Here is a 25,518-nt window from a genome sequence, read left to right on the forward strand (position 1 = left end):
TTATAACTTTCATATATTATTTTTTTATTTTTAAGCAGTTATAATATTAAAGAGACGTAACAAATATAAATAGTAGTGGCTTTGCATAGAAAATCACAAATTTATTTCCTTTATAAATGTAAGACTTTTTAGAACTAGAAAGATACCTTGGAGCAAGTTGCTCCAAGGCTCTTGTTTACTTAGAATCCACCCATTCCGCCCATTGCTCCTGCACCCATAGGTGATGAAGCATTTTCTTCTTTGTTTGGTAGATCAACTATCATAGATTCAGTAGTAATAAGTGCGCTTGCTACAGACACTGCCGTTTCAAAAGCAATACGAACTACTTTTGCCGGATCAATTACACCAGCTGTTGATGCATTAGCGTAGTTCATAGCCTCAACGTTGTATATAAGCTCTTTATCATTCTGCTTAATCAAATAGTCAATTATAACAGCAGATTCAAGACCAGCATTTTTAACCAATCTTTTGATTGGAGCACTGAGAACTTTTTTGACAATGTTGATACCTATTTGCTCTTCATCGCTTGAAGCTTTTAGCTTATCAAGAGCAGATGCAGCGTAAAGAAGTGCAACTCCTCCACCTGGAACTATCCCTTCTTCAATTGCAGCTCTTGTTGCATGAAGTGCATCTTCTACTCTATCTCTACGTTCTTTTACCTCTACTTCAGTTGCTCCACCAACTTTGAGTACAGCAACGCCGCCTGATAATTTTGCTAAACGCTCTCTTAGCTTTTCTTTGTCATAATCAGAGGTTGAAGTTTCAATCTGAGATTTAATCTGGTTAATTCTAGCATTTACTCTGTTTTGTTTGTCACAGTCGCTGTCTTCACTAACAATTGTGGTATTGTCTTTAGTGATTTTAACATTTTTAGCAGTACCAAGATCTTCAAGAGTCAAATCTTCCATCTTGATTCCAAGCTCATCTTTTATGACATACTTAGCACCTGTTAAAGCTGCTATATCTTCGAGCATCTCCTTTCTCCTATCACCAAAACCTGGAGCTTTTACTGCAGCAACTTTTAGACCACGTAATTTGTTGATCACTAAAGTGCTTAATGCTTCACCTTCAACATCTTCTGCAATGATAAACAAAGGTTTACCAGACTTAAAAATAGCCTCAAGAATAGGAAGTAAAGGTTGAATAATATTAAGTTTTTTTTCTGTAATCAGCAAATATGGATCATCAAGCTCCACGCTCATCTTTTCATTATTTGTAACAAAGTATGGAGAGAGATAACCACGGTCAAACTGCATACCAGTTGTAAGTTCAACTTCTAATTCTTTTGAACCCTTACTCTCTTCAACAGTGATGACGCCTTCTTTTCCAACCTTTTTAACAGCATCAGCAATGCTATTACCAATATCTTTATCACCATTTGCAGAAATTATTGCAACTTGTGCAACTTCATCCATTTTCTCTAAAGAAATTGTGCGAGACATTGATGTAATTTCCTTTAATATCACATCTTTTGCCTTCTGTATTCCATTTTTGATACAAATACGATCATTTCCAGCTGCAATTGACTTTGAAGCTTCCATTATCATATTGCTAGTCAGTATTGAGCATGTTGTGGTACCATCACCAACTTTGTCATTACACTGAGAAGCACTTTGAGCAATGGTGCTTACTATCGCAGAGTGTAATGGTTTTTCAGGCTTTATACCTTTCATTACCTTATAGCCATCCTTTGTGACCTCTGGTCCACCATATGGCTTGCTAATTCCTATTGTATTTCCCCTAGGCCCTGCAGTTGCTCCCACCGTTGAGTCAACCATTGCTGCAACTTCACGAAAGGCTTCTTGCAACTGTTCGCCTGATACTACTATGTTAGCCATTTTTATCACTCCTTAAATTAATAAAAAATTTAGAATATTAAAATACATAATGCACTATATAGCGCATTAGTTTAGTAAAATAGGGATACCTACTTGATAACAGCAAGTAGGTCTGACTCCTTCATCACGACATACTTTTCATTGTCATGCTCTACTTCTGTGCCAGCCCACTGCCTGTAGAAAACCTTATCACCAGTTTTTACAGTTAAAGCTATACGCTCTCCGCTTGAGTTGCGTGAACCACTACCAATTGCTATAACTTCACCTTTAGTAGGCTTCTTTTCAGCACTTGATGGTAGTACAATTCCACCTTGTTTTTCTTCAGTAATAGGCTTTATTAGCACGTTATCATCTAATACATTCAAATTTACACTTGACATTTATGTTTCCTCATTAATAGATTAACCTACAATTCTATGTAGTCATCTAAAGGTTACATTTCAAGGGTTGGAGTTAGTAAAAGTGTATAATTAAGATTTGAACAGAAGTTTTATGGGTTACATACCGCTAGCAAACCGTAGTCTAATATCTTTATACGGACCAGATACGAGAGATTTTCTTCAGGGTGTTATAACAAATGATATTAATAAACTAAGTAGCCAGCAGGCAATTTACTCTTTATTACTCAACCCTCAGGGAAAATATCTGTACGATTTTTTCCTCATTGAGCATGATAAATATATTTATTTGGAGTGTGAAAATGCCCATCTACAGCAAATAATTGAAAAATTAGACTTGCTCAAAACTTACCTTAGAGTGAGGATTAAAAACATTAGTTCACTATATAAGGTTGGAGTTTTGTTTGATGCTAAGTTGGCGAAGTGTAGTAGTAAGTCACAAGTTATTTTTCAAGATCCAAGGCACAAGCTGCTAGGAATGAGGATCATACATGAAGATGAAATAAAAGAACCGGTTGGAGATTTTATTCAGTATGAAAAAGTTAGAATTAAAAACCTTGTCCCAGATGGAGCAAAAGATATGGTGCAAAATTCATCATTTCCGCTGCAATATTTAATCGATAAGATAAATGGTATAAGCTTTAATAAAGGGTGCTATATAGGTCAGGAAGTTGTAAATCGAATGAGCAGACAAGAAAAATTCAGAAGGAAACTTTACCTTGTTGAGGGAAAAAATGCACTTCCAAATATTGGCACTAAAGTAATCAGTGAACATAATGAAGAAGTAGGAGAACTACGCTCTAGTGTCGACAATATTGGACTTGCATTGCTTAATACTGGAAAAAGCCACGCAAATTTATATGTCGGTGGAGTTAGCATTAAGACGTTATAAAATATCTATTCGGGTAAAAGCACCTTTTTCTTGTTTGAATGTTTGTGATACTAGTTAAATTCTTGACTTTCTTGCTTAAATGTATAATAATTAAAGTATTAGTGTTTTTATAAATATTATGGCTATTGAAGAGCTTTTATTCTGGTTTAGGAAAAGTGTGTTGAATGATCATAATCTGGATCTTAAAGACTTGTTGCAAAAAAGATGTGAACATGCATATCAAGAGTGGAAGGAGAAGGAATTTGATATAAATCATCTATTTAGCTTAGAGGAAAGAGAGTATAGATATCAAAGTACATTATTGCATTTAGTAGTTGGAGATTTTTGTCTCTTAGAGGAAAAGAAGAAGTTAATACAATATCTATTAGACGAAGGTGCTAATGTTAATGCACGAGATTCTTGTGGAAACACTCCTTTGCACAATAGTCATGAAAAAGAGGTAACACAAATTTTACTAGATGCAGGTGCTAATGTTAATGCACGAAATCTTTGTAACAACACTCCTTTGCACGAGAGTCTTTACAAAGAGGTAACACAAATTTTACTAGATGCAGGTGCTAATCCTTTTATAAAGAATGATTATGGAATGACTGCAAGAGATTTTGCCTATGATAAAGAAAGAGAGCAGCTTTTAAAAAAGGCAGAGGATAAATACAAGTATAAGGCAATGAAAGTTGGTAGTGTTTGTGGTGTTGTAGCTGCATTAGCAGTTGGTGGTGGACTTTTTGCTGCTGGTGTTGCATTACCAATACTGGTTTTAGTTGGTATAGTTGTAGCTGCTGCTGTACTCACTGGACTTATTGCTGGTGGTATTACATATGCAGTATCTACTAAGATAGAAAATCCTGACACATCAAGGTCGGCAACAGAACAAGGTTTGCCTCAGCCAAATTAAGTAAAAGGAAGAAAAGACTTCTTCCTTTTCTCCAAGTTTTTTACTTCGTTAGGTACCCTTAATCCTATTCAGGGTACCTAGATCTGATAATAGGTGTAACCATTGCTCGAACAGAAACAATGTTTTTAGCGTCGTTTTTTAAAGAATGACACTATTTCCATTTGATTAGAAGCCCCTTTTTCTTGTTTTAGTTATTCACAGAATTGTTAATAACTAAGTTGATAACCTAGTAGAGTACATAACTTTACATTTCTGAGTACTTTGGAGATCTATAATAAATATGATCTCCAAATACTAATATATAATTGAGAATAAAAAAACTGTGGATAACTCTGAAAAGTTATATTTATTTTAATATTTTAAAAAAAAAAGAAACAACCATTAAGGGAGCTAAGCTAATACAATCATATAAAAGATTACATATTTGGTTATAGTTTTAATATTTTTCTAACAAAAGCCAATAAGGGGGTAGTCTTGGAAAATTTTTCCTAAAAGATAAAATTTTTAAGTGCTTTTGAAGTGATACTTTTAAAGTATCAATTGAACATTTTTGAGCATTAATCTGGAGGTTCAACAGGCACTTTTTTATGCTGTTTGAGAAGAGCAAAAATTGCATTTTCTCTTGCTGAAAGCTTGTGTTTCTTATATTTTCCATAATACACATTATGTAATTTTTAATACTAACAAAAACATTTCCCAAATTTTTACACAGCAACCTATCTGGTTCTGTTGCATCTATAAACCATAGAAAAGAAGATCATTAAAGCTGGGATTATAGGAGTTATAGAGCCATTAACATAGCAAAATTCTCAAAAGTAGAAACATTGTCATTAGCTCCGATAATTTGTTTTTTCTGAATCATGCGAATATTTTCTATACCTGTAATAGTAATCTTTGCGGAATGAAAATTTTTAAAACTAAGCATAGGCTTTATTCGCTTCTTGATAAACCTCTCAACAATATTATTTAGATATTTTATTTGAAGAACTGTGATTCTATAATCTTCAGAAATTTCTGCATTCAAATCATCAAGAGCAGCAGTATTACTGCCGCTTTTATCAATGACAATTTTCTCAGGAAGATAGTTACTCCTGAAGGCTTTACGAAAGAATGCAAGTGCTGCAGACTTGTCTCTACTAACACACAAGAGGAAGTCTACAGTATTACCAATAGTGCTCTATATAAATAAACCCATTTACCGTTTAATTTAATGTAGGTCTCTCCAACTACTACCAACCTGCTTCTTTCTTTTCCTTACTGCCTAATCTATCAGTGGTGATAACCCACTTTGTAACGTAGCATGGTCAATTTTTGCTCCCCCTATACTCATAATTTCTTCCAAATCTCGATAGCTCAAAGAGAATCGACATTTCATGTATACAGATAACATCGCTGAAAAGCTAAATCCTTTGAAGGATGGCAATAATTTTTGATTGATACGAAACATCTTTGCTTTATTTTTAGACAATTATATCATTCTTTTTTCTACTTCCCTACAAATGCGACAGAACCGAAGTTACTGCTATTCACTTTTTGTATCGTTTTTAGCAAAAGCTTCCTCCCAAGTGCCTTGAGTTGCTGCACGGCTATACTCTGTTACTCTATTTTCAAAGAAATTTGTATGTTCCACGCCATTTAGTATTTCATCAAGCCACGGAATAGGGTTATCTTTAACATTATATATAGATTTAAGACCTAATTGCGTTAACCTTCTGTTTGCTATGTAACGTATATAATTGCGCACTTCCTCTGCAGATAGCCCTTCAACATCTCCTAAATCAAAAGCAAGACTTATAAATTCATCTTCAAGTTCAACAATAGTGTGACATGCAGAATATAATTCTTCTTTGAACTCGTCATTCCAAATTTCATTATTCTCTTTAATAAACGTATTGAACAAATTGATAATTGAATTGGTGTGCAAGGTTTCGTCACGTGCTGACCAAGCAATTATTTGCCCCATACCTTTCATTTTTCCAAACCGTTGAAAATTGAGCAAAATTGCAAATGATGCAAATAACTGCAATCCTTCAGTGAAGGCACCAAATACTGCTAAAGTTTTAGCAACATGTTTTTTATCTTGCTTTTTACTTTCCTCAAATTCTAACATATATTCATACTTCTTTCTCATAGCATCATATTTTAAGAATGCTTGATATTCATTTTCTGGCATGCCAATCGTATCTAGAAGGTATGAATAGGCTGCAATGTGTATAGTCTCCATATTGGAAAAGCTTGCAAGCATCATACATATTTCTGTTGGCTTAAATATATTTGAATAATGCCTCATATAGCAGTTATTTACTTCAATATCTGCTTGAGTAAAAAACCTAAAAATCTGGGTCAATAAATTTTTCTCTACATTCGAAAGTTTAGTTTTCCAATCTTTCACATCATCAGCAAGCGGAACTTCTTCAGGTATCCAGTGTATCCTTTGTTGCTGCAACCATGCATCATATGCCCAAGGATAATTAAAAGGCTTGTATATTGGATCTGCTTCTAGCAATGACATAAGGTACCTAATTATTTTGAAGTAAATATTATATTAAATGATATTGAGAATCAGTCAATTTAACTTTTTTGAAATTTGACGACAGATAGTTTATCAGTGTATTATGATTTCAAATAATTAATTGACGAAATGCGAGTATTAATATCTTTTATTTTATTATTTACAGTGAGCTGCACTCACACTATTCACAATCACGGAGTTCCTGGCATTAATATTGAACTGTGGAGCAAAATACAAGTAGGTGATGATAGAGAAAAAGTGGTTCATACTTTAGGATCGCCAACACTAGTATCAAAGTTCGACGAAAATGTTTGGTACTATGTCTCATATAAAATTAAACAAGCTAACTTCTTGGGAAAAAGGAAGTACAGTAGTAAGTCTCTGCAAATTTCGTTTAATCAGAATGACGAAGTTACAGATATAAGAGAAATCAACGTTGCAGAAAGGTCTTTAGCTGTTGTTGATTGAAAATTTGCTGATCTATTTTTCATTACAAGTATCAGCACTTTGAGCTATTTCATTGTTAGAGTGGGGATAATCATCCGGATGATGCCCCTCATCACCGTAGTCCATACCCATTCCTTCTGATGGCATATCTTCTCCACCTCCACCTGAAAAATATTCAGCAAGACTTTCAAGAAATTTTATGCCAAACATATTACCTGATTTCCCAAATAACGTTACTAGACTGCTACCACTTACCAAACCTTCAAACACATTATTATAAGCAGCAATTGCTCCTTCATGAAAGTTGAACATCCACTTCATTCCATCCACAATTGTTGCAACAGAGTCACTATGACCAAGACCGAAACCACTTTTCTCACTAGCGGCTTCCTGGTGTTGCTGCTGTGCCTGCCATTCTGCAATATTTGGACCTTGTGCTTCACTCATAAACTTTTATTCTAAGCCTTAAGCTATTATTTTACCAAAAACACTGTAAAATATCAATTGTTTAAGAGAGGTTATCATAAAAATATCTAACACTAAGCTATTTTTATGATTCTGATTACTCTATACCAAAACATCGATGATGTGGTGCGACCTGAAAGTCTTCGGTCATATTGTTTAAAAGGAGAGGAATTCATTCAGAAAGAAACTGAAAGGATTCTAAAACTTATTAAACCAGATGTTTTGCCGTCTGAGTCTACGCATCAGTGCGAATCGGGCAACCGGTTGGTGCCAAGCGATGCGGACAATGAACCTCCTCTTGAAAAAGAAGATGCTCAATCGTGAGAGGGGCATAAACTGCAAGCATCATGTGGTTGGAGGGCTAGGCTAGTGGTATGGTGAACGTAAGTGAAGCTTTATAAGTACCGATACGATGAAAGAGCTAAAGATGCTGATAAGCTCTGACCAAAAGGTAATGTGGATAAGTTACATTTTTCATTTCTAGATGTACGCAAATAATAACTCCACCGGTATAGAGAAGCCACCTAACCCACTGTTGTATGACTGGAGAAACAGGGTAAGCCTGTATTTTCGCCTACATGGCAAGCAAACCGCAAGGAATGCTGATGGAAGTGCAGGTAAAGGAGAATGGAGAAAGCGAATGCCATTTTGTAACGAAATGGATAGAATTTGTAACATTAATTCGCGTGAAAACGAGCAGACTTCCATTTGGTCCCTCGTGACAAGAAACTTTGTTAACCACTTAAGGTAGGAAAGCAGATGATTACAAGTAAACCTGTAAGTGCATCTACCGAAAGCTTTGAAGCATGGAAGCAATTGCCATGGAAGAAATGCCAGAAAGTTATTGTGAGGCTACAAAGACGTATTGTTAAGGCTGTCCAAGAAGGAAGATGGGGTAAGGTAAAAGCTTTACAACATCTTCTCACACGCTCTTTTAGCGGAAAAGCTTTGGCTGTTAAGAGAGTAACTGAAAACCAAGGAAAAACCACAGCAGGTGTAGATCGTCAACTATGGTCAACTTGCAATGCTAAATTTCAAGGAATAAAGCTGTTAAAACAAAGAGGATATAAACCTTCTCCGCTCAAACGAATTTATATCAGTAAATCTAATGGCAAAAGAAGGCCTCTCGGTATACCCACGATAAAAGATAGAGCGATGCAAGCATTATATCTGTTTGCTCTGGAACCGATAGCTGAAACGATCAGTGATCGTCACTCCTATGGCTTTAGACCTAAAAGATCCTGCGCGGATGCTATTGCTGCTTGTCACTTATTACTGGCAAGACGCAATCGACCACAATGGATACTAGAAGGTGATATCAAAGGGTGCTTTGACAACATTAACCATGAATGGCTTATGAAGCATATTCCTATGGAAAAGAAAATTCTTCATAGATGGTTAAAAGCTGGTTTCCTAGAATCGAAAACTCTGTATCCCACAACTGCTGGCACTCCGCAAGGAAGTATAATTTCTCCAATACTAGCTAACTTTACCTTAGATGGTCTTGAACAGTTATTAGAAAGTCGCTTTGGTAAATTAGGTAGCAAAAGAAGAGGAAAAATCAGAAGTGGAGTGAATGTAATCAGGTACGCAGACGACTTTATTATTTCAGGTTTCACACATGAAGTACTGGAAAAGGAAGTTAAGCCTTTAGTATCATCTTTTCTTCATGAGCGAGGTTTAATTCTGTCAGAAGAGAAGACAAAGATTACATCTATTACAACAGGGTTTGACTTTCTTGGTTGTAATGTACGTAGATATAATAAGAAGTTAATTATTAAACCTTCGAAAGAAAGTATTAAAAGACTTCTTAATAAAGCACGTACATTGATAAAAGCAAATATAGCGAACACTCAGGCTATAGTAATTAAGTCACTCAACTCTCTACTGAGAGGATGGGGAAATTACTATCACCATGTGTGTGCTAAAAAAGCGTTTAGAAAGATCGACAATGAAATTTGGCATAGTTTATGGAAATGGGCAAAGAAAAGACATCCTCGTAAAGGATTACGTTGGATAAAGAATCGTTACTTCAAAGTAATGGGTCAACGCCAATGGGTTTTTGCTGCACCCATATGCAAGAACAAACCAAAAGAGATACGGTATTTAAGACTGCTTAAGCTGATTGATATACCTATCAGACGACATGTTAAAATCAGAGCGGATGCAAATCCCCTTGACTTAAAATGGAAAAAGTATTTTGATGAGAGAGTGAAACGAACAAGAATGTTAGCAAGCTCCTTTTCAAGAGAAGGTTCTCTACTGTTGGTGTCACCATTAAGAATGATGTTTCCTGAGGAATCATGAAGGACAAGCCGGTTCTAGAAAAGAAGAACTTAGATAAGGGGCTCAAGCGTAGTGTGGGGAAACCTGCATGCTGCGTTTCTAAGGGAGGGGGTAGTAGTAATACTGCTTCCTTACCTGACCTGTGGTAAAAAAGTGATGACTTGAGGTTTAAGATAGCTTCTATTTCTTCTTAGAAGACTGCTCCTCTCTCTTTCCTTTTTATTTTATTATCTTAATGTTAACTTACTCAAAAATTATTAACAAGTACTAATAATTTAATTGTTAATAACATTATATTAATAATAAGGAAGAGAAATTCCTACTACTGATTCATCTAATAATAAAATACCTGCATCAGTTCCACCACCACCTCCTTTACCACTCGAAGGTTTAAAGAATTGGACACCTCCACAGGATAATAAAAAACCTTCTAATTTGGCTACATCAGGAATTAGCAGTCGCACTGAACCAAAAAAAGGTCAATCTAAGAGTCCTGTTCAACAATCATCTCTTAATTTTGCAGAAAATCCACTATTTAAGAAAATACAAGAAAAAAATAATGTGGATAGCAAAAATGCAGATGAAGGAAGCAAGAATAGTACTCATGTTAAGAATCCAGAAATAGCGCTCAGTCATAAAGAAGAAGATAATGCGAGTGACAAAACTAAAAATGATAGAAGCAATACTAAACAGGGTGTGCCGAAAAAACCTATGACTGAACAACATAATGGTGTACACTCTGATAGTGAAAATCAAAAGTCATCTGTAGCAGAACAAAAAAAGGCAACTGCCTTAAAATATTCAATTGCTATTTTGTTATTGTGTACATCCGGTCCTGTAGCTGGAGTATGCACGTATTTTATCATTTCAGCAGTATTAAGTAGTGCTGCAGTGCCAGTTTCTTCTGCAGTTATTGCTTTTGTTTCTGCATCGGTTATGTTGAGCTTAGCTGCATATCTTATCTATTCATACCTTTCTGCAATAAACAGCGAGAAAGGAGTTGATCCTGGTAGAAAACAATCACAAGATTTACAGAAAGCAAAAGGACTTGAACATAGCAATACTCCTACACCATCATTTCCAGTAATGTCTGGAATACCCATTGTACCACTACTACCTCCACCACCTCCTCCATTGCCACAAAATGCTGCACCACTACCATCTCCGCCGCCTCCTCCTACAGCTTCCAAGTATACGGAGAAACCTAAGAATGGTGCACCGAAAAAGGCTAATGAATCTAAGCATGATCGTTCTGATCTGCTTGAACAGATAAGAAAAGGTGTTATTTTGAAGCCAGTTCCAAAGGATGGTTTAAAAATACCTCAAAAACAAGAGGAGGAAAGTGTTGCTGAAAAGCAAGAGAGCGACGTACAATCGCGAAACAAAGAAGTACATCAAATAAGGAAAGTTGAAAATCAAAAAACTGACAAAGAGCAAAACAATAGTGAGAGTATTCAACAAGGAAATTATATGAATGAGGGTTTGAAAAGCAAAGTTCTAAAGCAAAGAAATAAAAGTGGTTTTCAAGATGAAGAGCTAGATTCCTTAGACAAACAAGATGATTCTCTTTGTAGTTTGGAAGAATCACTTATAGAACCAAATAACACGTCCAATAAAGAGCTAAAGAAACCCGTAAAACCGCTAAACTTACCAATAGTATTAAAGAATATAATGTCCAGTGAAAATCCATTACTAAATAGCCCTAGTAATAATTTATTGAGCAATAGTAGTAATGTATCTGATGATGAAGAGTGGGATACATCCCAAGATTCTATGTCTTTTCAGTGTGATAATATAAAACAAGAGAAAATGAAGAATAGGGATAATTATCCATATTCAGCTTCTTCTTCAACAAAACCAGGTGAGGTAGAAGATTCATCAAATCCTCCTGTAGCCGAGATCATAAAGCAGCTTGATCAAAACAAAAATAAAGTCATTTCTTCCAAAGTAGACAACGGTATAAACACATCAAAACAGCAAGGTACCTTTGTTGATTCTGTTGAACTAAGCAAATTAACTACACAACGACCAATTCAGCCTGGTTTACTAAGGGTTCTTTAAATATCAAACCTCAAAAAAATCGGCGTAGGCTTAGGTAATGTAACACCTAAGCTTACACATGCGTTGCACAGAGATTTTAAATCACGTTGTTCTTTTGGAGTCTGTAATTGGTCAAGTATTATTTCTGCTGACTTTGGAACAATTGGCTGCAATAAAATACCAATTATTCTGATATATTCGAGTAATTTATAAATCACTAAATTCATGCGCTCTCTATCGGTTTTACTGAGTGTCCAGGGTGCACTTTTATCTATGTAAGCATTGGCCTTGGAAGAGATATTGATAATCAGGAGTATAATCTGGTTAAATTCATACTTTGATAGATGATCCATTACTTGATCAATTATGGCTTTGCAATTTTGTAAACTCTCATCATCTTTAAGCAAATTGCGATCGACCACTGGTACAACTCCAAAGCATTGCTTGTGCAGAAATGAAATTGTTCTTTGCACTAAATTGCCTATATTGTTTGCCAGCTCTGAGTTTATGCGGCTGATCATGTTCTTCTTACTGAAATTACCATCTTGACCGAAACTTGCTTCCCGAAGGAGAAAATAGCGTAGTTGATCAACACCAAACTCTTCTGCAAGATTAATTGGATCTATAACGTTACCAAGGGATTTGGATATTTTTTCCCCCTCGTTTAGCCACCAACCATGAACTGCAATTTGCTTTGGCAGTGGTAAATCTGCTGCAAGAAGAATAGCTGGCCAGTATACAGCGTGAAAACGCAATATGTCTTTACCGATCACATGAATGTTGAAGGAGTTTGTCCAAAACTTCTTATATTCCTCATCTTCTATATTAGGAAAGCCTATTGACGTGAGATAGTTAGTGAGCGCATCTATCCAAACATAAATTACGTGCTTGTCATTCCCTGGTACTTTTATTCCCCAATTAAAACTAGTACGAGAAATCGAAAGGTTAGTAAGTCCTGATTTTACAAACGATACCACCTCGTTTTTTCTGCTCTCAGGAAAGATGAAATTCGGATGATTTTCGTATAACTCTAGTAATTTATTTTGCCAACTTGACAAACGAAAAAAGTAGCTCTCTTCTTTTATCCACTGAACTTCAGCGCCTGTTGGTGCTCTGCCATCTATCAACTCTGATTCCTGATAAAACGCTTCGTCACGAACTGAATACCAACCTGAGTAAGAATCCAGATATATTTGCCCTCTCTCTTCAAGCCTATTCCATAGAGCTATAACTGCTTGTTCATGACGTTCTTCTGTGGTGCGGATAAAATCATCAGAATTAAAGTTCATTAGCTCAGCTAATTTTCTGAACGTAACACTTATTTCATCTGTAAATTCTTTTGGCTCTATTCCCTTTGTTTTAGCTGCTTTTTCAATTTTTTGTCCATGTTCATCTGTACCAGTAGTAAATTTGACGTTCTTTCCAGCTAATTTCATAAATCTAGCTGTAACATCACAGATAAGGGAAGTATATGCGTGGCCGATATGTGGCTTGTCGTTTACGTAATATATTGGCGTAGTGATGTAAAAGCTCTCAAATTGCTCCATTTTGTACTAGTTTAAAGCTTTATCGTATCTGCACTAGTAATAAAAATCAATACATATCCTACCAGACAAGCAATCTGAAAATCCATTATACCGCTGCGCGTTGCAGCGGTATTCTCGATTAGTAACTTATGGTTTAGCAGCACAACCTCCAAACTGTTGTGTCGCATTAGGATCACCAAATGCATACCCAGGTGTGCCATCATAAGAAGGAGCACTTGAAGCAGTATTAGGATCTTGAGGAGAGTAAGGAGGTGGTGGTTCAAGATTAGAAGAATCTCCCAAATCATATCCAGGTTCTGATTTATGATAGTTAATTACCGCTTCTTCAGCCTTCTTAATATTTTCTGACTCTTTCTCATGTTTCATATGAAAAGCCACACCACCAGCAAAACATACAAGAGAATTAATACCAAGAATGACTAAACCCCAAACTGGTAAGACTGGGTTAATAGCGCAACCTACCAAAGCTGCTAAAGAAATTGCACCAACTGCAAATTCTATATTTCTGAACATTTTAAGTTTATTATCCAGGTAATCTACCTTTTCTGATTTTCTAGCCGTTTTTTCGCTGCTGTTGTACCAAACACACATTAAAGCATGGAAAGCAACACACGTAACTACAGCTACTATCCCTAAAGCTAATAATTTCCTGTTGTCTTCTGCGTCTTTTTTCTTATCTTCTCTGCATGGCTGGTTACTGCTACCGGAACCAAGGTTATTTATCACTGTAGTATGACCACTAAACAGGTTGCTAAGTAGTAAATAATCCCAAAAATCTAAACCTCTATTATTGTGTACATGTACGTGTGTAACCTGAGGGCTTGTAGGTTGTTGCCTACTATCACGTCGATCACTTCCTATATTGTGTTCATTAGTTGGGTTATAGCGCCTAAATTCCTTATACGCATTTTCAAAATTTTTATCACTCCAGTTCTCAATATTTTGCATACCACGAGAACGTAAAAATTCTTGAACATTCTTATCACTGCCATTTTCTTTTATATAGGCAAGTGCGTACCTTTTTAAAACACTATCGCGCATAGATATTCCCCTCAAATTAAGATTAAATTAATAAACAATTATTACTATAAATTATATAGAATAATGTCTTCTTGTCAAGTTAGTCATAAACCAACCAATATTCTATCTACCAATTCTTTTACTGTCGGTATGCAACCATTTTTATAAAATGGGTCTTGCTTAAATTTGTACACATTGTGCCCAGAAAACATGAGTTCATTTTCAACATTGCCGTCATGTACAATGTTTTGCAGTGTCTTTTGTATACAGAAACTCCGTGGATCTGGCTTTCGCCCTGTTGAATGGTCACCATGATCTTTCCAATTGCTAAACAGACAATGGCTCAAACATCCCATGCAATTAATTTGATCTTGTCTTATTTCCGCAAATTTGCCTGGCGTCACAAAAATAACAGTTGTATCTGGAGTTTTCATTACCTCTGTATACCCTGCTTTAATCCATGCATTTGCTAGCTCTTTGTCTTTTGCAGTGAGGTAAATCTTTCTACCTCTGCTACCCATTGCAAATTCATTATTAAACTCTCCACTCACATTTTCTGAAAATTTCATTTGACGTGAATTTCGTTCCTGTAGCTCATATATGAAGCTATTTCTTACTGCAGATGAGTAAAATCCTGTTGGACTAAATTTGTTTAAAAATACATCACCTTCTTCTAAAGTAAGTAACTTCTTTTTCCATTCTGTAGAAATCGGACTTTCTTTTGTTAAAAGTGGACGAGTGCCAAACTGAAAAGCTATTGGTCCGATTTGTAAATTGTCAAACCAATGTTCCCAATCCTTCAAATTCCACACTCCCCCCGCCATAACAATTGGCGTTTCAGAAAGACCGACCTCATTCATGAAAGATCTAAGCTCTGCAACTCTTTCAAATGGAGCCTGCGGTAATTCTGGGTCTTCACTATTACTGAGTCCATTGTGACCACCAGCAAGCCACGGATCCTCATATACTACTCCACCAAGTAAAAAAGAAGATATTTTTTGGTAAGCACGTTTCCACAACGCTTTAAAAGCGCGCGCCGATGAGATAATAGGGTAGTAATAAACTTGATATTTAGCTGCAATTTCTCCAAGCCTGTAAGGCATACCAGCACCGCAAGTGATGCCATGAACTAAACCTTTTGCTTTTTCTAATATGCCATGAAGGACTTGTTCTGCTGCTCCCATTTCCCAAAGCACATTCATATGTATTCTTCCACGGCCCTTTGATATTTCATTCGCTATTTTTGCTTGACTAACTCCAGCCTCAATACTATACTTAATTAATTCCTCATGCTTTTCATTTCTTGTTTTACCTCTATAAATCAGCGGCACCAACTCACCATTGTCATCAATAAGTTTAGCATTTGCACCAGAAAACGTACCAACAGCATCTGCTGCAGCAAATGCTCCACTTGACCTTCCATCACTGACTGCAATGCCTTTGCCGCCCTCGATGATTGGCCATACTTCCTTCCCTGAAATTGCTATCTTTTTTATCTTATTTTTCAAAATTTCCTCTTAATCTTTCACTCTATTTTACTTGATTGCTAAAAAAATAATAGCTTTTCTTTTAATGCACACAAATTCAGTTTTAAGTAGACATAACAGCTACGACACATATTCTTTTTAAGAAGTCTTTGATATATGATAATAGGTCTAACAGGTGGAATTGCAGTCGGAAAGAGCTTTGTAGCCAATTGCTTTAAAGAATTTGGTGCCGCTTTGTTTGATGCTGACTCTGTCGTACACCAGCTTTATAAAGTGGACAAAAACATAATAAGTTATGCAGAAGAAAAATTTCCTGGGGTAGTAGTAAATGGAAAAATTGATAGAACAGTATTGTCTAAATATTTTTTAGCACATGATGAAAATTGGAAGCAATTCCAGTCTTTAGTACATTCCGCTGTGCAAAATGAATTAGAATTTTTTATTGCTCATGAGAAAGAAAACAACAGAAAACTTCTAGTTCTAGACATTCCACTCCTGCTGGAAACGAGATTCCATTTGTATTGCGATTTTATTGTTTTTATCCATGCAGATAGCGTTGTGCAAGCTCAAAGGATTAGTGAGCGTAATATGGATAAAAAAAAGCTGGATCTAATGTCTAGTATTCAGCTCCCTATTGAAGAAAAAAAGCAAATGAGCGACTTTATCATCGATACCAGCGCAAATGTTCTTTCTCAAGTGAAAGATATAATAAACTCGTTAGACCTCAACACGTGATACGGTTATTCTCCACAAGATTACTCCGAATTTTAGCTGTACTATCAGCAGATTTTACCATTAAAATTTCAAACCTTGAGCCTGCATTCAAAAACGATTCTACTGATCTGCCGAAAAAATCATATCTCCATCCCTTGAACAATTTATCTATCTTCCCAGATATTGATCCAGCTAACTCATCTTTTGACGAAACTAACTTTCTCGATATGTTATTTTCCTTACATTTGCTCTCTAAAATAATCGAGAGTATATCAAAGACAGATTTATCATAATTATCCGACAGAGTATAATTTTGCTGCACAAATTCCTTCTCATTCTCATTGAAAATATCTATAAATTCTAATAAATCTTCCTCTTTTATATTTTTTGTGTTTCTCTTAAGGTCATCTAAAATGTCATCAATATGTTCCACGTTTTTTTCAATTAAACCAGTTATTACGGCATTATTGACTACCTTATTACGATTTATATTGTAACGCTGTGCTAAGGTCTCTTGCCACTCACTAACTGCTTTAACAGTTAACATCAACCTTGGATTTGCTTCATAATTAAATTTAATCCTCTTCCATGCATCTTTTGGATTATGCAAATACTTATTGACATCAACTATTGATTCCATCTCTTCTTGAAACCAGCCCATCCTATTATTTTCTTCAAGTTTATTGCACAATATTTGGTGTAGGTCATATAGGTGTATCACGTCATTTACTGCATAATCTAATTGATCCTCAGATAATGGCCGTTTTAACCAATCTGAATTTTTAGCTTTAATTTTATCCAGCGCTACCCCCTGATATTGCTCTACTACTTTTGAATAACCAATAAAGTCGTGATAATAATGACAAAACATAGCAGCAACTTGGGTATCAAAAATGGGAGTAGGAACACATTTAAGCACGGTGAGTAAGGATTCTATGTCTTGCCGACAACTATGAAAAACTTTGGTTATTTCTCGATTCAGCATTATTTTCTTAATAAGCGATAAGTCAATTCCCGGTACTAACACATCTACAATAAAACTCTTCTCTCCGTAAGAAATTTGAATTAGTGATAATCTAGGATAGTAGGTTAAATTGTTTCTAATAAACTCTGTGTCCACTGCTATAAATTTTGGATCTTTTGCCATCAATTCTTCACATGCATTCTCCAGCTCCGATGTCGTACTAATTAGCATATATTTTTTATTCAGTGGCTATATTTTACCACTTATATTGAATATTTACAATTGATTGAAATTGAGAACGCAACTGTATGATAACTAATCCTTCTGTAAATATACAGTTTTGCCAGACACAACGGTACGTATTACGCGCCCTTTCACTTTGCGTCCATCGAAAGGGGAATTTTTTGATTTACTAGCAAAGTTGTCAACTTTAATTTTCCATTCATGATCCAAATCAACTAAAATTAAGTCCGCTGCAAGGTTTTTCTGTATGCGGCCACGTGGCACATGTATGATATCTGCAGGCTTATATGTCAATTTTGCAAGCACATCAAGTAGACCCATTTGTCCACTGTGATATAGTTCAAGTGAAATGGGCAGCATTGTTTCAAGGCCAACAATACCAAATGCAGCATTTTCAAGTGGCAAATCTTTAGAACTAAGATCATGCGGAGCATGATCGGTTGCAATGCAATCAATCACACCTGTCTTTAAACCTTCAATCATAGCTAAACGATCCTCTTCAGTGCGAAGCGGCGGGTTCATTTTTGCGATTGCTCCGTGTTGTTTTACTATATCTTCAGTTAAAGTAAAGTGATGAGGAGTTACTTCACATGTAACATTTAATCCCAAATCTTTTGCACGTTTAATAGCATCAAGTGAATCTTTTGAAGAGACATGTAAAATATGGTAGTGTACATTTTCTATGTCCTTCATTAGCAGTATATCACGAGTTACCATAACCGACTCTGACGCACTCAAGATTCCCTTTATTCCCAATTCTTCAGAAATTTTACCTGCATTGATTGCGCCACCAGCAGATAGATTTAAATCCTCTGCGTGTTGAGCAATAGGAACACCAAGCATACTTGAATAAAGCAGTGCCTGTCTCATAATCATTGGATTCATAACTGGCATACCATCATCGGTGAAACCAACTGCACCTGCTTCCTTTAAGAGTGCCATTTCAGTTAATTTTTCTTCCGAAGTGGTGATTTTAGCGTAAAATTCCACATTCACATGCGAAGTTTCAAATGCTCTATATTTCAAATACTGAGCCAAGACAACACTATCAATCGCTGGAACAGTGTTTGGCTGACAAACTACAGTTGTAACGCCTCCTGCAGCTGCAGATTTACTACCCGTATGTATATTTTCTTTATGCTCTTGACCTGGTTCACGAAAATGCACGTGAATATCAATAAGGCCTGGCATTAGAACAAGCCCTTTACAGTCTATTGTTTCATCAACCCCACTTGTTGAAAATAACGATTCGCCAAAATCAACAATTTTATCCCCTTCAGTTAACAATGAACCTTTTATATCAAGTTTAGTTTCCGGGTCAATAATACGAGCATTGGTATACGCAATTTTATAGCCTTCCTTTTGCCCTGTCTGCAATAAATTCCAAATCATATTTGAGTATCGATTATAAAATAAATCTAAAGTTTTTTTAGTAAAATACAACCAAATTAAAGTGATGATATAAAACTAGCAATAAAGAATATTGTAAGTTGAAAATGTGATATAAAAGAGGATAAGAGGGAAAGATAGCCCTACTCACTATAGGAATAGGACTATCATGGGCGTGTGCGACCGGAAGAATATTGGTACTACAACCGTTTAAATCAAGGTACACTAGCCCATCTCTCGATACGTTTGAATAGTTGCTTGGGACATATATATGCACCCGTTTACAATCTTAAATTAACTAAAACTATCGAGGTTTATTATGGTTACATCTTATCAAAATTTTATTGGCATTGACATCGGAAAATTTAAAAATGTCGTTGCAATTCACAAACAGAAGAACGCTGTCAAATTTGACAATGATTCTGATGGTTGGCAACAATTATTTCAAAAGTTTTCAGATATTCTACCTAATTCTTTAGTAACTTTGGAAAACACAGGAAAATATGAGCTTGGTTTGTCACATTTTCTTATTGACAAGAATATTGCAGTACATCGAGCTAATACTCGTAAAGTAAAAAGCTTTATCTTGTCTCACGGAACTGTAGCAAAGTCTGATAAATCAGATGCGAGGGCTCTTGCTCAATATGGATTTGAACGCCATAGAACTCTCTCTCTATTTGTACCTACATCAAAAGAACAATTAACCCTGGTTGCACTTTGTCAACGTCGTGATGACATTACGCAAATGAGAGCTCAGGAAAAGTGTAGACTGGAAGCTCCTGAAAATGATCATATAAAGAAAAGTTGTCAGAAGACCATTGAATTTTTCGATAGTCAAATAAACGAACTCAATGATACTATACAAAAAATTATTGATGGAAGCCATGAACTACAACAACGTCAAAAAATCCTTAAAACAGTTTCTGGAATAGGTAAAAAGTTATCACAAGATTTTCTGTGTTTAATGCCAGAGCTTGGTTACTTAAGTAGAAAAGAAGTAGCAAGTCTTGCCGGAGTTGCACCTCATCCTAGGGAAAGTGGTAAAACTGTTGGTTACCGAAGGATTATAGGAGGTAGAAGTAATGTTCGTTCAAAGCTCTTTACATCTGCCATGTCTGCTGCAAGGTCCAAATCTGCACTTGGCACCTTTTATTCTAAGCTTGTTGAAAGTGGTAAGAAGAAGATGGTAGCTATAACAGCTCTAATGCGTAAAATTATAGTAATTGCTAATGCAAGGCTTAAAGAGGCAATTAATTTGAATGTTTAAAAATTTACATAGCAGTAATTGAAATGAATATTGTGCATCCACATAAACTTAAAGTGCTTGTTCACATAGCTTAAACGAAAATTGTTGCAGTAGCTGTTTGATATAGAATTCTGTTTCTATGACAAACGGGTTTTTATTATCTATATGGTTGGGTAAAGTTGCAAAATTATACAAATGAAAAATTAAAAAAAAACATAGTTGATTTAAATTAATACTCAAGCAGCTATTCTATAACTACCATTTTCGATTTCAACGTTATTAAGTGCGGTATTTGCGTTATAAGAACAGTAACATCCTACTGCAAGAAAAGTTAATGCAGCTACAGCAAGCGAAACACACATTGCTAAATGAACCATTGTTAGACTTGTACCAACAGCAAGTGCTCCAGATAATACAAAAGAAACAGAAGCATAATTACCTTGCCTTTTACTGTAAGTTCTTGCTTTCAAGAATTTTTCACTTAGCTCTTCATTCTTGCTTTCAAATTGCTTCTGTAGACTCTTCTCTAGTACTTCACTTTTGTTTTCAATTTCTTGCAGCTTTGTCTTTAAGTCGTTATTTTCATTTTCGCGTTGCATTATTTGATCAGCGAACGATTGTCTTGCATCATTCAGCTGCCCTTCCAACTGATCATTTTGTGTAGTCAATTGAGCTACCCGACCATTTAGCGTATCAGCAACCTGTGTTAATCGGGTTACTTCATCAGTTTTATCAATTAGACCTTGCTTTGCATCATCCAGCCGCCCTTCCAATTGATTGTTTTGTATAGTCATTTGATCTACTTGATCTTTTAGCCTTCCAATCTCTTTTTTCTTCTTTTCAAGCTGAGCTCTTGCTTCATTAGATTCTTTGCTAAGTTGCATGACTTTACTAGTTTCTTCAGCTAATTTTTGCTTTGATGCTACAAGTTGAACTTCTGTTTGCTCACATTTCCTTTCAAGCTCCCTTGCTTGACTAGACAAATTACTATTTTCCTGTTCAAGTTGAGCTTTTACTTCCCTTAGCCCTCCCTCACTCTCTCTGAATTGAGCTCTAGCATCCTTTAGCTCTTTTTCTGCACATTCTACCTTTTCTTCTAGCTTAGTTTTTGCTTTCTCAAGCTTCTTCAGTTGATTAGTCAGATTACTATTCTTTCTTTCTAATCCAGCATTTGTTTCTTCAAGTTTTTCTACAGTACCGTTAAGCCTAGTTACTTTGCTAATTTGCTCATCCAACTCTGCTTTGTTTTCTGCAAGCTGATCTTTTGTCCCTTTAAATTCTGCAGTAAGTTTATCTACTTGATCATTGAGTTGATTAGTCTTCTGTTGTTCTTGTGTTAATTTTCCTTTTTCATCATCTAACTCTTTAGTTTTTCCAACCAAACTTTGTTGTATACTATTTAACCTTCCCTCTAGTTGAATTTTTTCATTAGTAAGCTGAGCTACTTTTTGTTTTCCTTGTCTAAATTCCTCTTCTAAATTTGGAGCACGTTGAATTGGTATCTCAGAAAGCTTAATGCCTTCATTTTCTTCTCTGACTTCTTCAAAGAATTCCTTATCATCCACATCAACATATGACAAAACTGCATGGTAAAATAGGCCACAAATATAAGCAATATGACGATACTTAGATGCTTCGCTATCCGATTTAAATTTTTCCTGCTCTATTTTCTCAATAAGGTTATAATAGGTATCGATTTTATGATAGTGTAGTTCTAAATACTCCAGAGTTTTACCTGTTTCTAATTTTAATGGTTTACCTACATGTTTATAGTGCATACCAGCATTACCATGTGGCAAACATGGTACCGGATCTGATTGACAAGCTACTCTAATAGTATTATGTCCAAGACACTCATTGTAAACTTCAGCAGCACCATTGTAGAACACTCTTGGAGAGCCAAAAGTTGCAACATGAACATCTTCAGCACCTTCTGTTTTATTAAGACATAAAGCAGTTATACTAGCAAGAGCACCTCCCATGCTATGGCCTGTAACATTGATTTTTAAATCTTTGATTGCTAATCCTTTATCATTAGCATGCCCTTGTAATATTTTATGTACGCTGGGCCAAGAACGTTTGAATAGAGAGTAAAAACCAGAGTGAACATAATTATCTCCAGACAAAAATGGCAACTTAGTTAAAGAAGCACGCAGATCTTCCTTCACATCATTTAAATCACGAGTGCCATGGTAAGCTATATCTACTTCGTTATCTTTAATAAAAATATAACCAGCATCTCGATTATATGAATTTTTACCAGTTAAAGCATAGCCAACATCGTGTTGCTCTAATTTATAATCAACATCTGAGCAATATTTATCTTCAATAAGTTCATTATCGTAAAATCTTATAATCTGATAACCTTCTTCTTCAAACTTCCTTTTAGTTTTGTATTTACCTTTCTCTAATTTTCTATCCACATCACCATAGGAAATTTTGCTAAAGGTACACATTTTCCATAATTTTTCTTCATCAAATTCTGCAATTTGCCCTTTTATCAGATCAGCAAGGTCAGAAGCATCCTTTAACTCAGCACCTTTAAAATCTTCTATCTTCTTCCATGCTTTAACTAGGTCAGAAGTTCCTAGCCCATTAAGGTCAAAACTTTGAGCTTCTAATTCGTTCTTAAATGGTTCTAGTGCCTCAATTACGCATTCTTTTATTTCATTATCATCAATATGTACAATACTATCGCTAATAGAATCCATACTTTGATCATGAGTAATACTTAGCATATTTTTTACCTACTATTTTAGTATATCATTAATTAAGCATTTGATCAAATTTATCAATAAAACTATTAAAATTTTCTTATTTTAAACGAATTTAGTTCATTTTATCACACTTAAGACTTTTGTTTGTGACAACTGCTGTATTTGCAATCTTATCGTGCCAAGTTTGGCAGCGTTTATCGAAACTTGCCCATATGAAACCCAAGAATAATGGTGCAGTTGACAATATGAAGGAAAAAAACCTCTTTGTTGCTTGTTTCAGAGTCAATTTTTCAAAAGTTTGTGCATTCACAACTCTAAGTCCAAGTAAGAATTTTCCAGGTGTAGCGCCAAATCTTATCCACATATATGCTACATAACTAAAAAGCATAATAAATTGAACTATCTGATTTAGAACTAGTAACTTTATTAGTTTACTCTGCATTGCTGTTTCCTCTGCAGATAGTGGCACCTGCATTTGATATTTTGCAGCAATTTGGCCTAATATTTTACTGCTCTCCGAGCTCATAAAGAGTTGATTTAAGGCCTGACCGCAAAACTGTAAAAATAAAACGATGATGATTAAATCAAGCAGCACTGACAAATAGCGTCTAAGTCCCGTTACGTAACATATTCCATTTTCATCTTTCTTTATCCTTTGAATAGCATTTATAGAAGAAAGAATGGCAAATGAACGATTAAAAAACTTGTGTAACATAAAGCACTTTCCAATGTTTGAGTGCCCCTGGCCGGACTTGAACCAGCATGCTCTTGCAAGCAACAGATTTTGAGTCTGCCGTGTCTACCATTCCACCACAGGGGCCTATTTTAATGCTATAAGCAACACAGGATTAGTCAAATTTTTTCTCTTTTAAGTCGAGATTGAATATTCTACAATAATCAATCATTACTCTAAAAACTTAAAATGAATGAATTAGTTAACCTTATTAATTCAAGAGAAGAAATATGTAAATTGCCACATAATTTAGAAGCAGAGCAAATGCTCATTGGTGCAATGATTCGTGATAATAGAATTTGTGATGCAGTTGAAGATATAATTGCAGCAGACAATTTCTACGATCCACTACATCAAAGCATTTTTACCCAGATATCTAAAACCAGAAAACACGGCATAGTTGCCAATGAACTAAGCCTTAAGATGTTTTTTGAAAATGATAAAGCATTTGCCGAATGTGGTGGAGTTGAGTACCTAGCAAAGCTTGCAGCGAAGGCAAGTATTGCTCTTGATATCTATAGCTTGACCAGAATAATCCGTGATACTTATTTAAGGAGATGCTTAATCAAGCTCGGGCAGGAGATAGTTGACGATAGTTACAACTACGACATTGAAAATCCTGCACAGTTACAAATTGAGCAGGCAATGACAAAATTGTTCAACTTAGCAGTAAAAAAGCAAGGTGATAAGACATATATAAAGCTTGCAAGTTCAATTAAAGATGTGGTTGAGAAGATCAGCAAGCTGAAGAATAACCCAGAGGCTCTAGGTATTACAACCGGACTTCAAGATCTAAACCAGCTTCTTGGTGGTTTGCAGAAATCTGATCTGTTAATTATAGCTGCAAGGCCCTCAATGGGAAAGACAGCATTGGCACTGAACATCGCACTTAACGCTTGTAAGATTTTGCAAAAAAGAACAGATAAACAACACTACGTAGCTTTTTTCTCACTTGAAATGTCAGCAGAGCAATTAACCGCAAGATTGATTACTATAGATTCAGGCATTGGTTATTATAAGGCACTGACTGGGAGAATTAGTGATTTTGAATTACATGAATTCATTAATGCTAGTACAGATCTATCAGAATTACCTTTCATAATAGACGATACTCCTGCTCTATCAATTAGTGCCCTTCGTACCAGAATACGACTGCTATATCAACTATACAATGTAGAGGTGGTATTTATAGATTATCTGCAATTAATTCGAGGAACAACAAAAAGGAGTAGTGAAAATAGAGTGCAAGAAATCTCAGAAGTGACGCAGGGTTTAAAAGCAATTGCAAAGGAACTAAATATTCCCATTGTTGCACTATCACAGCTCTCTCGTTCTGTTGAGCAAAGGGATGATAAAAAACCACAACTTTCTGATTTACGTGATTCAGGAAGCATAGAACAGGATGCGGATATAGTAATGTTCCTCTATAGAGAAGAATATTATGAATTAAGAAAGCAACCAAATGAAGGAAGTAATAAACATCGAGAGTGGCAAGAGAAAATGGAGAAAATTAGAAATATTGCAGAGCTGATCATTGCAAAACAAAGAAACGGGCCAATTGGCAGTGTGAAGCTACATTTTGACTCCAATAGAGGTGCATTTAAAGATTATACAGAAAGATATAGTCTGTAGCGGTTTTGAGTAATTCTGGAAGTGTTTAACAAACCATACGTGCCAAATTAAGA

Annotated in this window: 21 protein-coding genes, 1 tRNA gene and 2 pseudogenes; 10 read left to right on the forward strand and 14 right to left on the reverse strand. The window is 35.5% G+C overall.

Features of this window, described 5'->3' with window-relative positions; all coding sequences use genetic code 11:
• Window positions 1-179: 179 nt before the first annotated feature.
• Together groL and MJ631_RS03270 are read right to left on the reverse strand one after the other, a co-directional pair.
• Window positions 180-1,838 (reverse strand): chaperonin GroEL, encoded by a 1,659-nt coding sequence (gene groL, locus MJ631_RS03265; RefSeq protein WP_007302814.1) that lies wholly within the window; start codon window positions 1,836-1,838, stop codon window positions 180-182.
• Between the two features lie 89 nt (window positions 1,839-1,927).
• On the reverse strand, window positions 1,928-2,218 hold the full coding sequence (locus MJ631_RS03270) for a co-chaperone GroES (protein WP_007302813.1): 291 nt from the start codon (window positions 2,216-2,218) through the stop codon (window positions 1,928-1,930).
• A gap of 112 nt (window positions 2,219-2,330) precedes the next feature.
• Here MJ631_RS03270 and ygfZ point away from each other — a divergent pair, with 112 nt between their 5' ends.
• Together ygfZ and MJ631_RS03280 are read left to right on the forward strand one after the other, a co-directional pair.
• Complete coding sequence (gene ygfZ / locus MJ631_RS03275) at window positions 2,331-3,128, forward strand: CAF17-like 4Fe-4S cluster assembly/insertion protein YgfZ (protein WP_214303393.1); 798 nt, start codon at window positions 2,331-2,333, stop codon at window positions 3,126-3,128.
• Window positions 3,129-3,285: 157 nt separating this feature from the next.
• A complete protein-coding gene (locus MJ631_RS03280) occupies window positions 3,286-4,023 on the forward strand; it encodes an ankyrin repeat domain-containing protein (protein ID WP_262986657.1) in 738 nt (245 codons plus the stop codon).
• A 781-nt stretch (window positions 4,024-4,804) separates the two neighbouring features.
• On the opposite strand, the pseudogene MJ631_RS03285 reads toward MJ631_RS03280, so the two are convergent.
• Window positions 4,805-5,470, reverse strand: a pseudogene (locus MJ631_RS03285) (IS6 family transposase).
• A 75-nt stretch (window positions 5,471-5,545) separates the two neighbouring features.
• Entirely contained in the window at window positions 5,546-6,535 is a 990-nt protein-coding gene (locus tag MJ631_RS03290) for a ribonucleotide-diphosphate reductase subunit beta (protein ID WP_052264911.1), read from the reverse strand.
• A 129-nt stretch (window positions 6,536-6,664) separates the two neighbouring features.
• On the opposite strand from MJ631_RS03290, the gene MJ631_RS03295 reads away from it, so the two are divergent.
• Window positions 6,665-7,003 (forward strand): outer membrane protein assembly factor BamE, encoded by a 339-nt coding sequence (locus tag MJ631_RS03295; protein ID WP_007302809.1) that lies wholly within the window; start codon window positions 6,665-6,667, stop codon window positions 7,001-7,003.
• 30 nt (window positions 7,004-7,033) lie between these two features.
• Here the strand turns inward: MJ631_RS03295 and MJ631_RS03300 are convergent.
• A pseudogene (locus MJ631_RS03300) lies at window positions 7,034-7,429 on the reverse strand (hypothetical protein); the annotation flags it as partial.
• Between the two features lie 105 nt (window positions 7,430-7,534).
• Between MJ631_RS03300 and MJ631_RS03305 the strand changes: the two are divergent.
• The 3 genes from MJ631_RS03305 to MJ631_RS03315 all read left to right on the forward strand — a co-directional run bounded on the left by MJ631_RS03305 (window position 7,535) and on the right by MJ631_RS03315 (window position 9,882).
• Window positions 7,535-7,771, forward strand: coding sequence for a hypothetical protein (locus MJ631_RS03305; protein WP_246111572.1), 237 nt, complete (start codon window positions 7,535-7,537; stop codon window positions 7,769-7,771).
• A 435-nt stretch (window positions 7,772-8,206) separates the two neighbouring features.
• Complete coding sequence (ltrA, locus tag MJ631_RS03310; RefSeq protein ID WP_019236826.1) at window positions 8,207-9,754, forward strand: group II intron reverse transcriptase/maturase; 1,548 nt, start codon at window positions 8,207-8,209, stop codon at window positions 9,752-9,754.
• Complete coding sequence (locus tag MJ631_RS03315; protein WP_256365558.1) at window positions 9,751-9,882, forward strand: hypothetical protein; 132 nt, start codon at window positions 9,751-9,753, stop codon at window positions 9,880-9,882. Before ltrA ends, MJ631_RS03315 begins: the two co-directional genes overlap by 4 nt.
• 147 nt (window positions 9,883-10,029) lie before the next feature.
• On the opposite strand, the gene MJ631_RS03320 is transcribed toward MJ631_RS03315, so the two are convergent.
• Window positions 10,030-10,197 (reverse strand): hypothetical protein, encoded by a 168-nt coding sequence (locus MJ631_RS03320; protein ID WP_246485284.1) that lies wholly within the window; start codon window positions 10,195-10,197, stop codon window positions 10,030-10,032.
• A gap of 97 nt (window positions 10,198-10,294) precedes the next feature.
• Here MJ631_RS03320 and MJ631_RS03325 point away from each other — a divergent pair, with 97 nt between their 5' ends.
• Window positions 10,295-11,794: a WH2 domain-containing protein gene (locus tag MJ631_RS03325; protein WP_262986658.1), complete on the forward strand. Its 1,500-nt coding sequence runs from the start codon at window positions 10,295-10,297 to the stop codon at window positions 11,792-11,794.
• Here the strand turns inward: MJ631_RS03325 and metG are convergent.
• The 3 genes from metG to MJ631_RS03340 form a co-directional block, all read right to left on the reverse strand.
• Entirely contained in the window at window positions 11,791-13,320 is a 1,530-nt protein-coding gene (gene metG, locus MJ631_RS03330; RefSeq protein WP_052264938.1) for a methionine--tRNA ligase, read from the reverse strand. The two genes, MJ631_RS03325 and metG, sit on opposite strands and share 4 nt — an antisense overlap.
• Window positions 13,321-13,446: 126 nt before the next feature.
• Window positions 13,447-14,361 carry a hypothetical protein gene (locus MJ631_RS03335; protein WP_096097170.1) on the reverse strand — a complete coding sequence of 305 codons (915 nt, stop codon included), beginning with the start codon at window positions 14,359-14,361 and terminating at the stop codon, window positions 13,447-13,449.
• A gap of 83 nt (window positions 14,362-14,444) precedes the next feature.
• Window positions 14,445-15,848, reverse strand: coding sequence for an NAD(P)H-dependent flavin oxidoreductase (locus MJ631_RS03340; protein ID WP_052264766.1), 1,404 nt, complete (start codon window positions 15,846-15,848; stop codon window positions 14,445-14,447).
• Window positions 15,849-15,983: 135 nt separating this feature from the next.
• Between MJ631_RS03340 and coaE the strand changes: the two genes are divergently transcribed.
• Complete coding sequence (gene coaE, locus MJ631_RS03345) at window positions 15,984-16,562, forward strand: dephospho-CoA kinase (protein WP_007302729.1); 579 nt, start codon at window positions 15,984-15,986, stop codon at window positions 16,560-16,562.
• Here coaE and MJ631_RS03350 read toward each other — a convergent pair.
• Both MJ631_RS03350 and MJ631_RS03355 read right to left on the reverse strand, forming a co-directional pair.
• A complete protein-coding gene (locus MJ631_RS03350) occupies window positions 16,552-17,736 on the reverse strand; it encodes a ribonuclease D (RefSeq protein WP_012481740.1) in 1,185 nt (394 codons plus the stop codon). The two genes, coaE and MJ631_RS03350, sit on opposite strands and share 11 nt — an antisense overlap.
• Window positions 17,737-17,820: 84 nt before the next feature.
• Complete coding sequence (locus tag MJ631_RS03355; RefSeq protein WP_214303396.1) at window positions 17,821-19,140, reverse strand: dihydroorotase; 1,320 nt, start codon at window positions 19,138-19,140, stop codon at window positions 17,821-17,823.
• Window positions 19,141-19,456: 316 nt separating this feature from the next.
• Between MJ631_RS03355 and MJ631_RS03360 the strand changes: the two genes are divergently transcribed.
• Entirely contained in the window at window positions 19,457-20,404 is a 948-nt protein-coding gene (locus MJ631_RS03360; RefSeq protein ID WP_262986230.1) for an IS110 family RNA-guided transposase, read from the forward strand.
• A gap of 215 nt (window positions 20,405-20,619) precedes the next feature.
• On the opposite strand, the gene MJ631_RS03365 is transcribed toward MJ631_RS03360, so the two are convergent.
• The 3 genes from MJ631_RS03365 to MJ631_RS03375 all read right to left on the reverse strand — a co-directional run bounded on the left by MJ631_RS03365 (window position 20,620) and on the right by MJ631_RS03375 (window position 23,920).
• Entirely contained in the window at window positions 20,620-23,121 is a 2,502-nt protein-coding gene (locus MJ631_RS03365; protein WP_214303397.1) for a lipase family protein, read from the reverse strand.
• Window positions 23,122-23,212: 91 nt separating this feature from the next.
• Window positions 23,213-23,815, reverse strand: a complete 603-nt coding sequence (locus tag MJ631_RS03370; protein WP_007302723.1) for an RDD family protein — start codon at window positions 23,813-23,815, stop codon at window positions 23,213-23,215.
• Between the two features lie 22 nt (window positions 23,816-23,837).
• Window positions 23,838-23,920 (reverse strand) — tRNA-Leu (locus MJ631_RS03375).
• 102 nt (window positions 23,921-24,022) lie between these two features.
• Here MJ631_RS03375 and MJ631_RS03380 point away from each other — a divergent pair.
• Window positions 24,023-25,465 (forward strand): replicative DNA helicase, encoded by a 1,443-nt coding sequence (locus tag MJ631_RS03380; protein WP_214303398.1) that lies wholly within the window; start codon window positions 24,023-24,025, stop codon window positions 25,463-25,465.
• Window positions 25,466-25,518 lie beyond the last annotated feature (53 nt).

It is taken from the genome of Wolbachia endosymbiont of Oryzaephilus surinamensis (genome assembly GCF_025617515.1).
Lineage (GTDB): Bacteria > Pseudomonadota > Alphaproteobacteria > Rickettsiales > Anaplasmataceae > Wolbachia.

Excerpts from the sequence above, each read along its gene's own strand:
- groL (WP_007302814.1), bottom strand. The coding sequence starts at position 1,838 with ATGGCTAACATAGTAGTATCAGGCGAACAGTTGCAAGAAGCCTTTCGT.
- MJ631_RS03270 (WP_007302813.1), bottom strand. The coding sequence starts at position 2,218 with ATGTCAAGTGTAAATTTGAATGTATTAGATGATAACGTGCTAATAAAG.
- ygfZ (WP_214303393.1), top strand. The coding sequence starts at position 2,331 with ATGGGTTACATACCGCTAGCAAACCGTAGTCTAATATCTTTATACGGA.
- MJ631_RS03290 (WP_052264911.1), bottom strand. The coding sequence starts at position 6,535 with ATGTCATTGCTAGAAGCAGATCCAATATACAAGCCTTTTAATTATCCT.
- MJ631_RS03295 (WP_007302809.1), top strand. The coding sequence starts at position 6,665 with ATGCGAGTATTAATATCTTTTATTTTATTATTTACAGTGAGCTGCACT.
- MJ631_RS03305 (WP_246111572.1), top strand. The coding sequence starts at position 7,535 with ATGATTCTGATTACTCTATACCAAAACATCGATGATGTGGTGCGACCT.
- ltrA (WP_019236826.1), top strand. The coding sequence starts at position 8,207 with ATGATTACAAGTAAACCTGTAAGTGCATCTACCGAAAGCTTTGAAGCA.
- MJ631_RS03315 (WP_256365558.1), top strand. The coding sequence starts at position 9,751 with ATGAAGGACAAGCCGGTTCTAGAAAAGAAGAACTTAGATAAGGGGCTC.
- metG (WP_052264938.1), bottom strand. The coding sequence starts at position 13,320 with ATGGAGCAATTTGAGAGCTTTTACATCACTACGCCAATATATTACGTA.
- MJ631_RS03335 (WP_096097170.1), bottom strand. The coding sequence starts at position 14,361 with ATGCGCGATAGTGTTTTAAAAAGGTACGCACTTGCCTATATAAAAGAA.
- coaE (WP_007302729.1), top strand. The coding sequence starts at position 15,984 with ATGATAATAGGTCTAACAGGTGGAATTGCAGTCGGAAAGAGCTTTGTA.
- MJ631_RS03350 (WP_012481740.1), bottom strand. The coding sequence starts at position 17,736 with ATGCTAATTAGTACGACATCGGAGCTGGAGAATGCATGTGAAGAATTG.
- MJ631_RS03355 (WP_214303396.1), bottom strand. The coding sequence starts at position 19,140 with ATGATTTGGAATTTATTGCAGACAGGGCAAAAGGAAGGCTATAAAATT.
- MJ631_RS03360 (WP_262986230.1), top strand. The coding sequence starts at position 19,457 with ATGGTTACATCTTATCAAAATTTTATTGGCATTGACATCGGAAAATTT.
- MJ631_RS03365 (WP_214303397.1), bottom strand. The coding sequence starts at position 23,121 with ATGCTAAGTATTACTCATGATCAAAGTATGGATTCTATTAGCGATAGT.
- MJ631_RS03370 (WP_007302723.1), bottom strand. The coding sequence starts at position 23,815 with ATGTTACACAAGTTTTTTAATCGTTCATTTGCCATTCTTTCTTCTATA.
- MJ631_RS03380 (WP_214303398.1), top strand. The coding sequence starts at position 24,023 with ATGAATGAATTAGTTAACCTTATTAATTCAAGAGAAGAAATATGTAAA.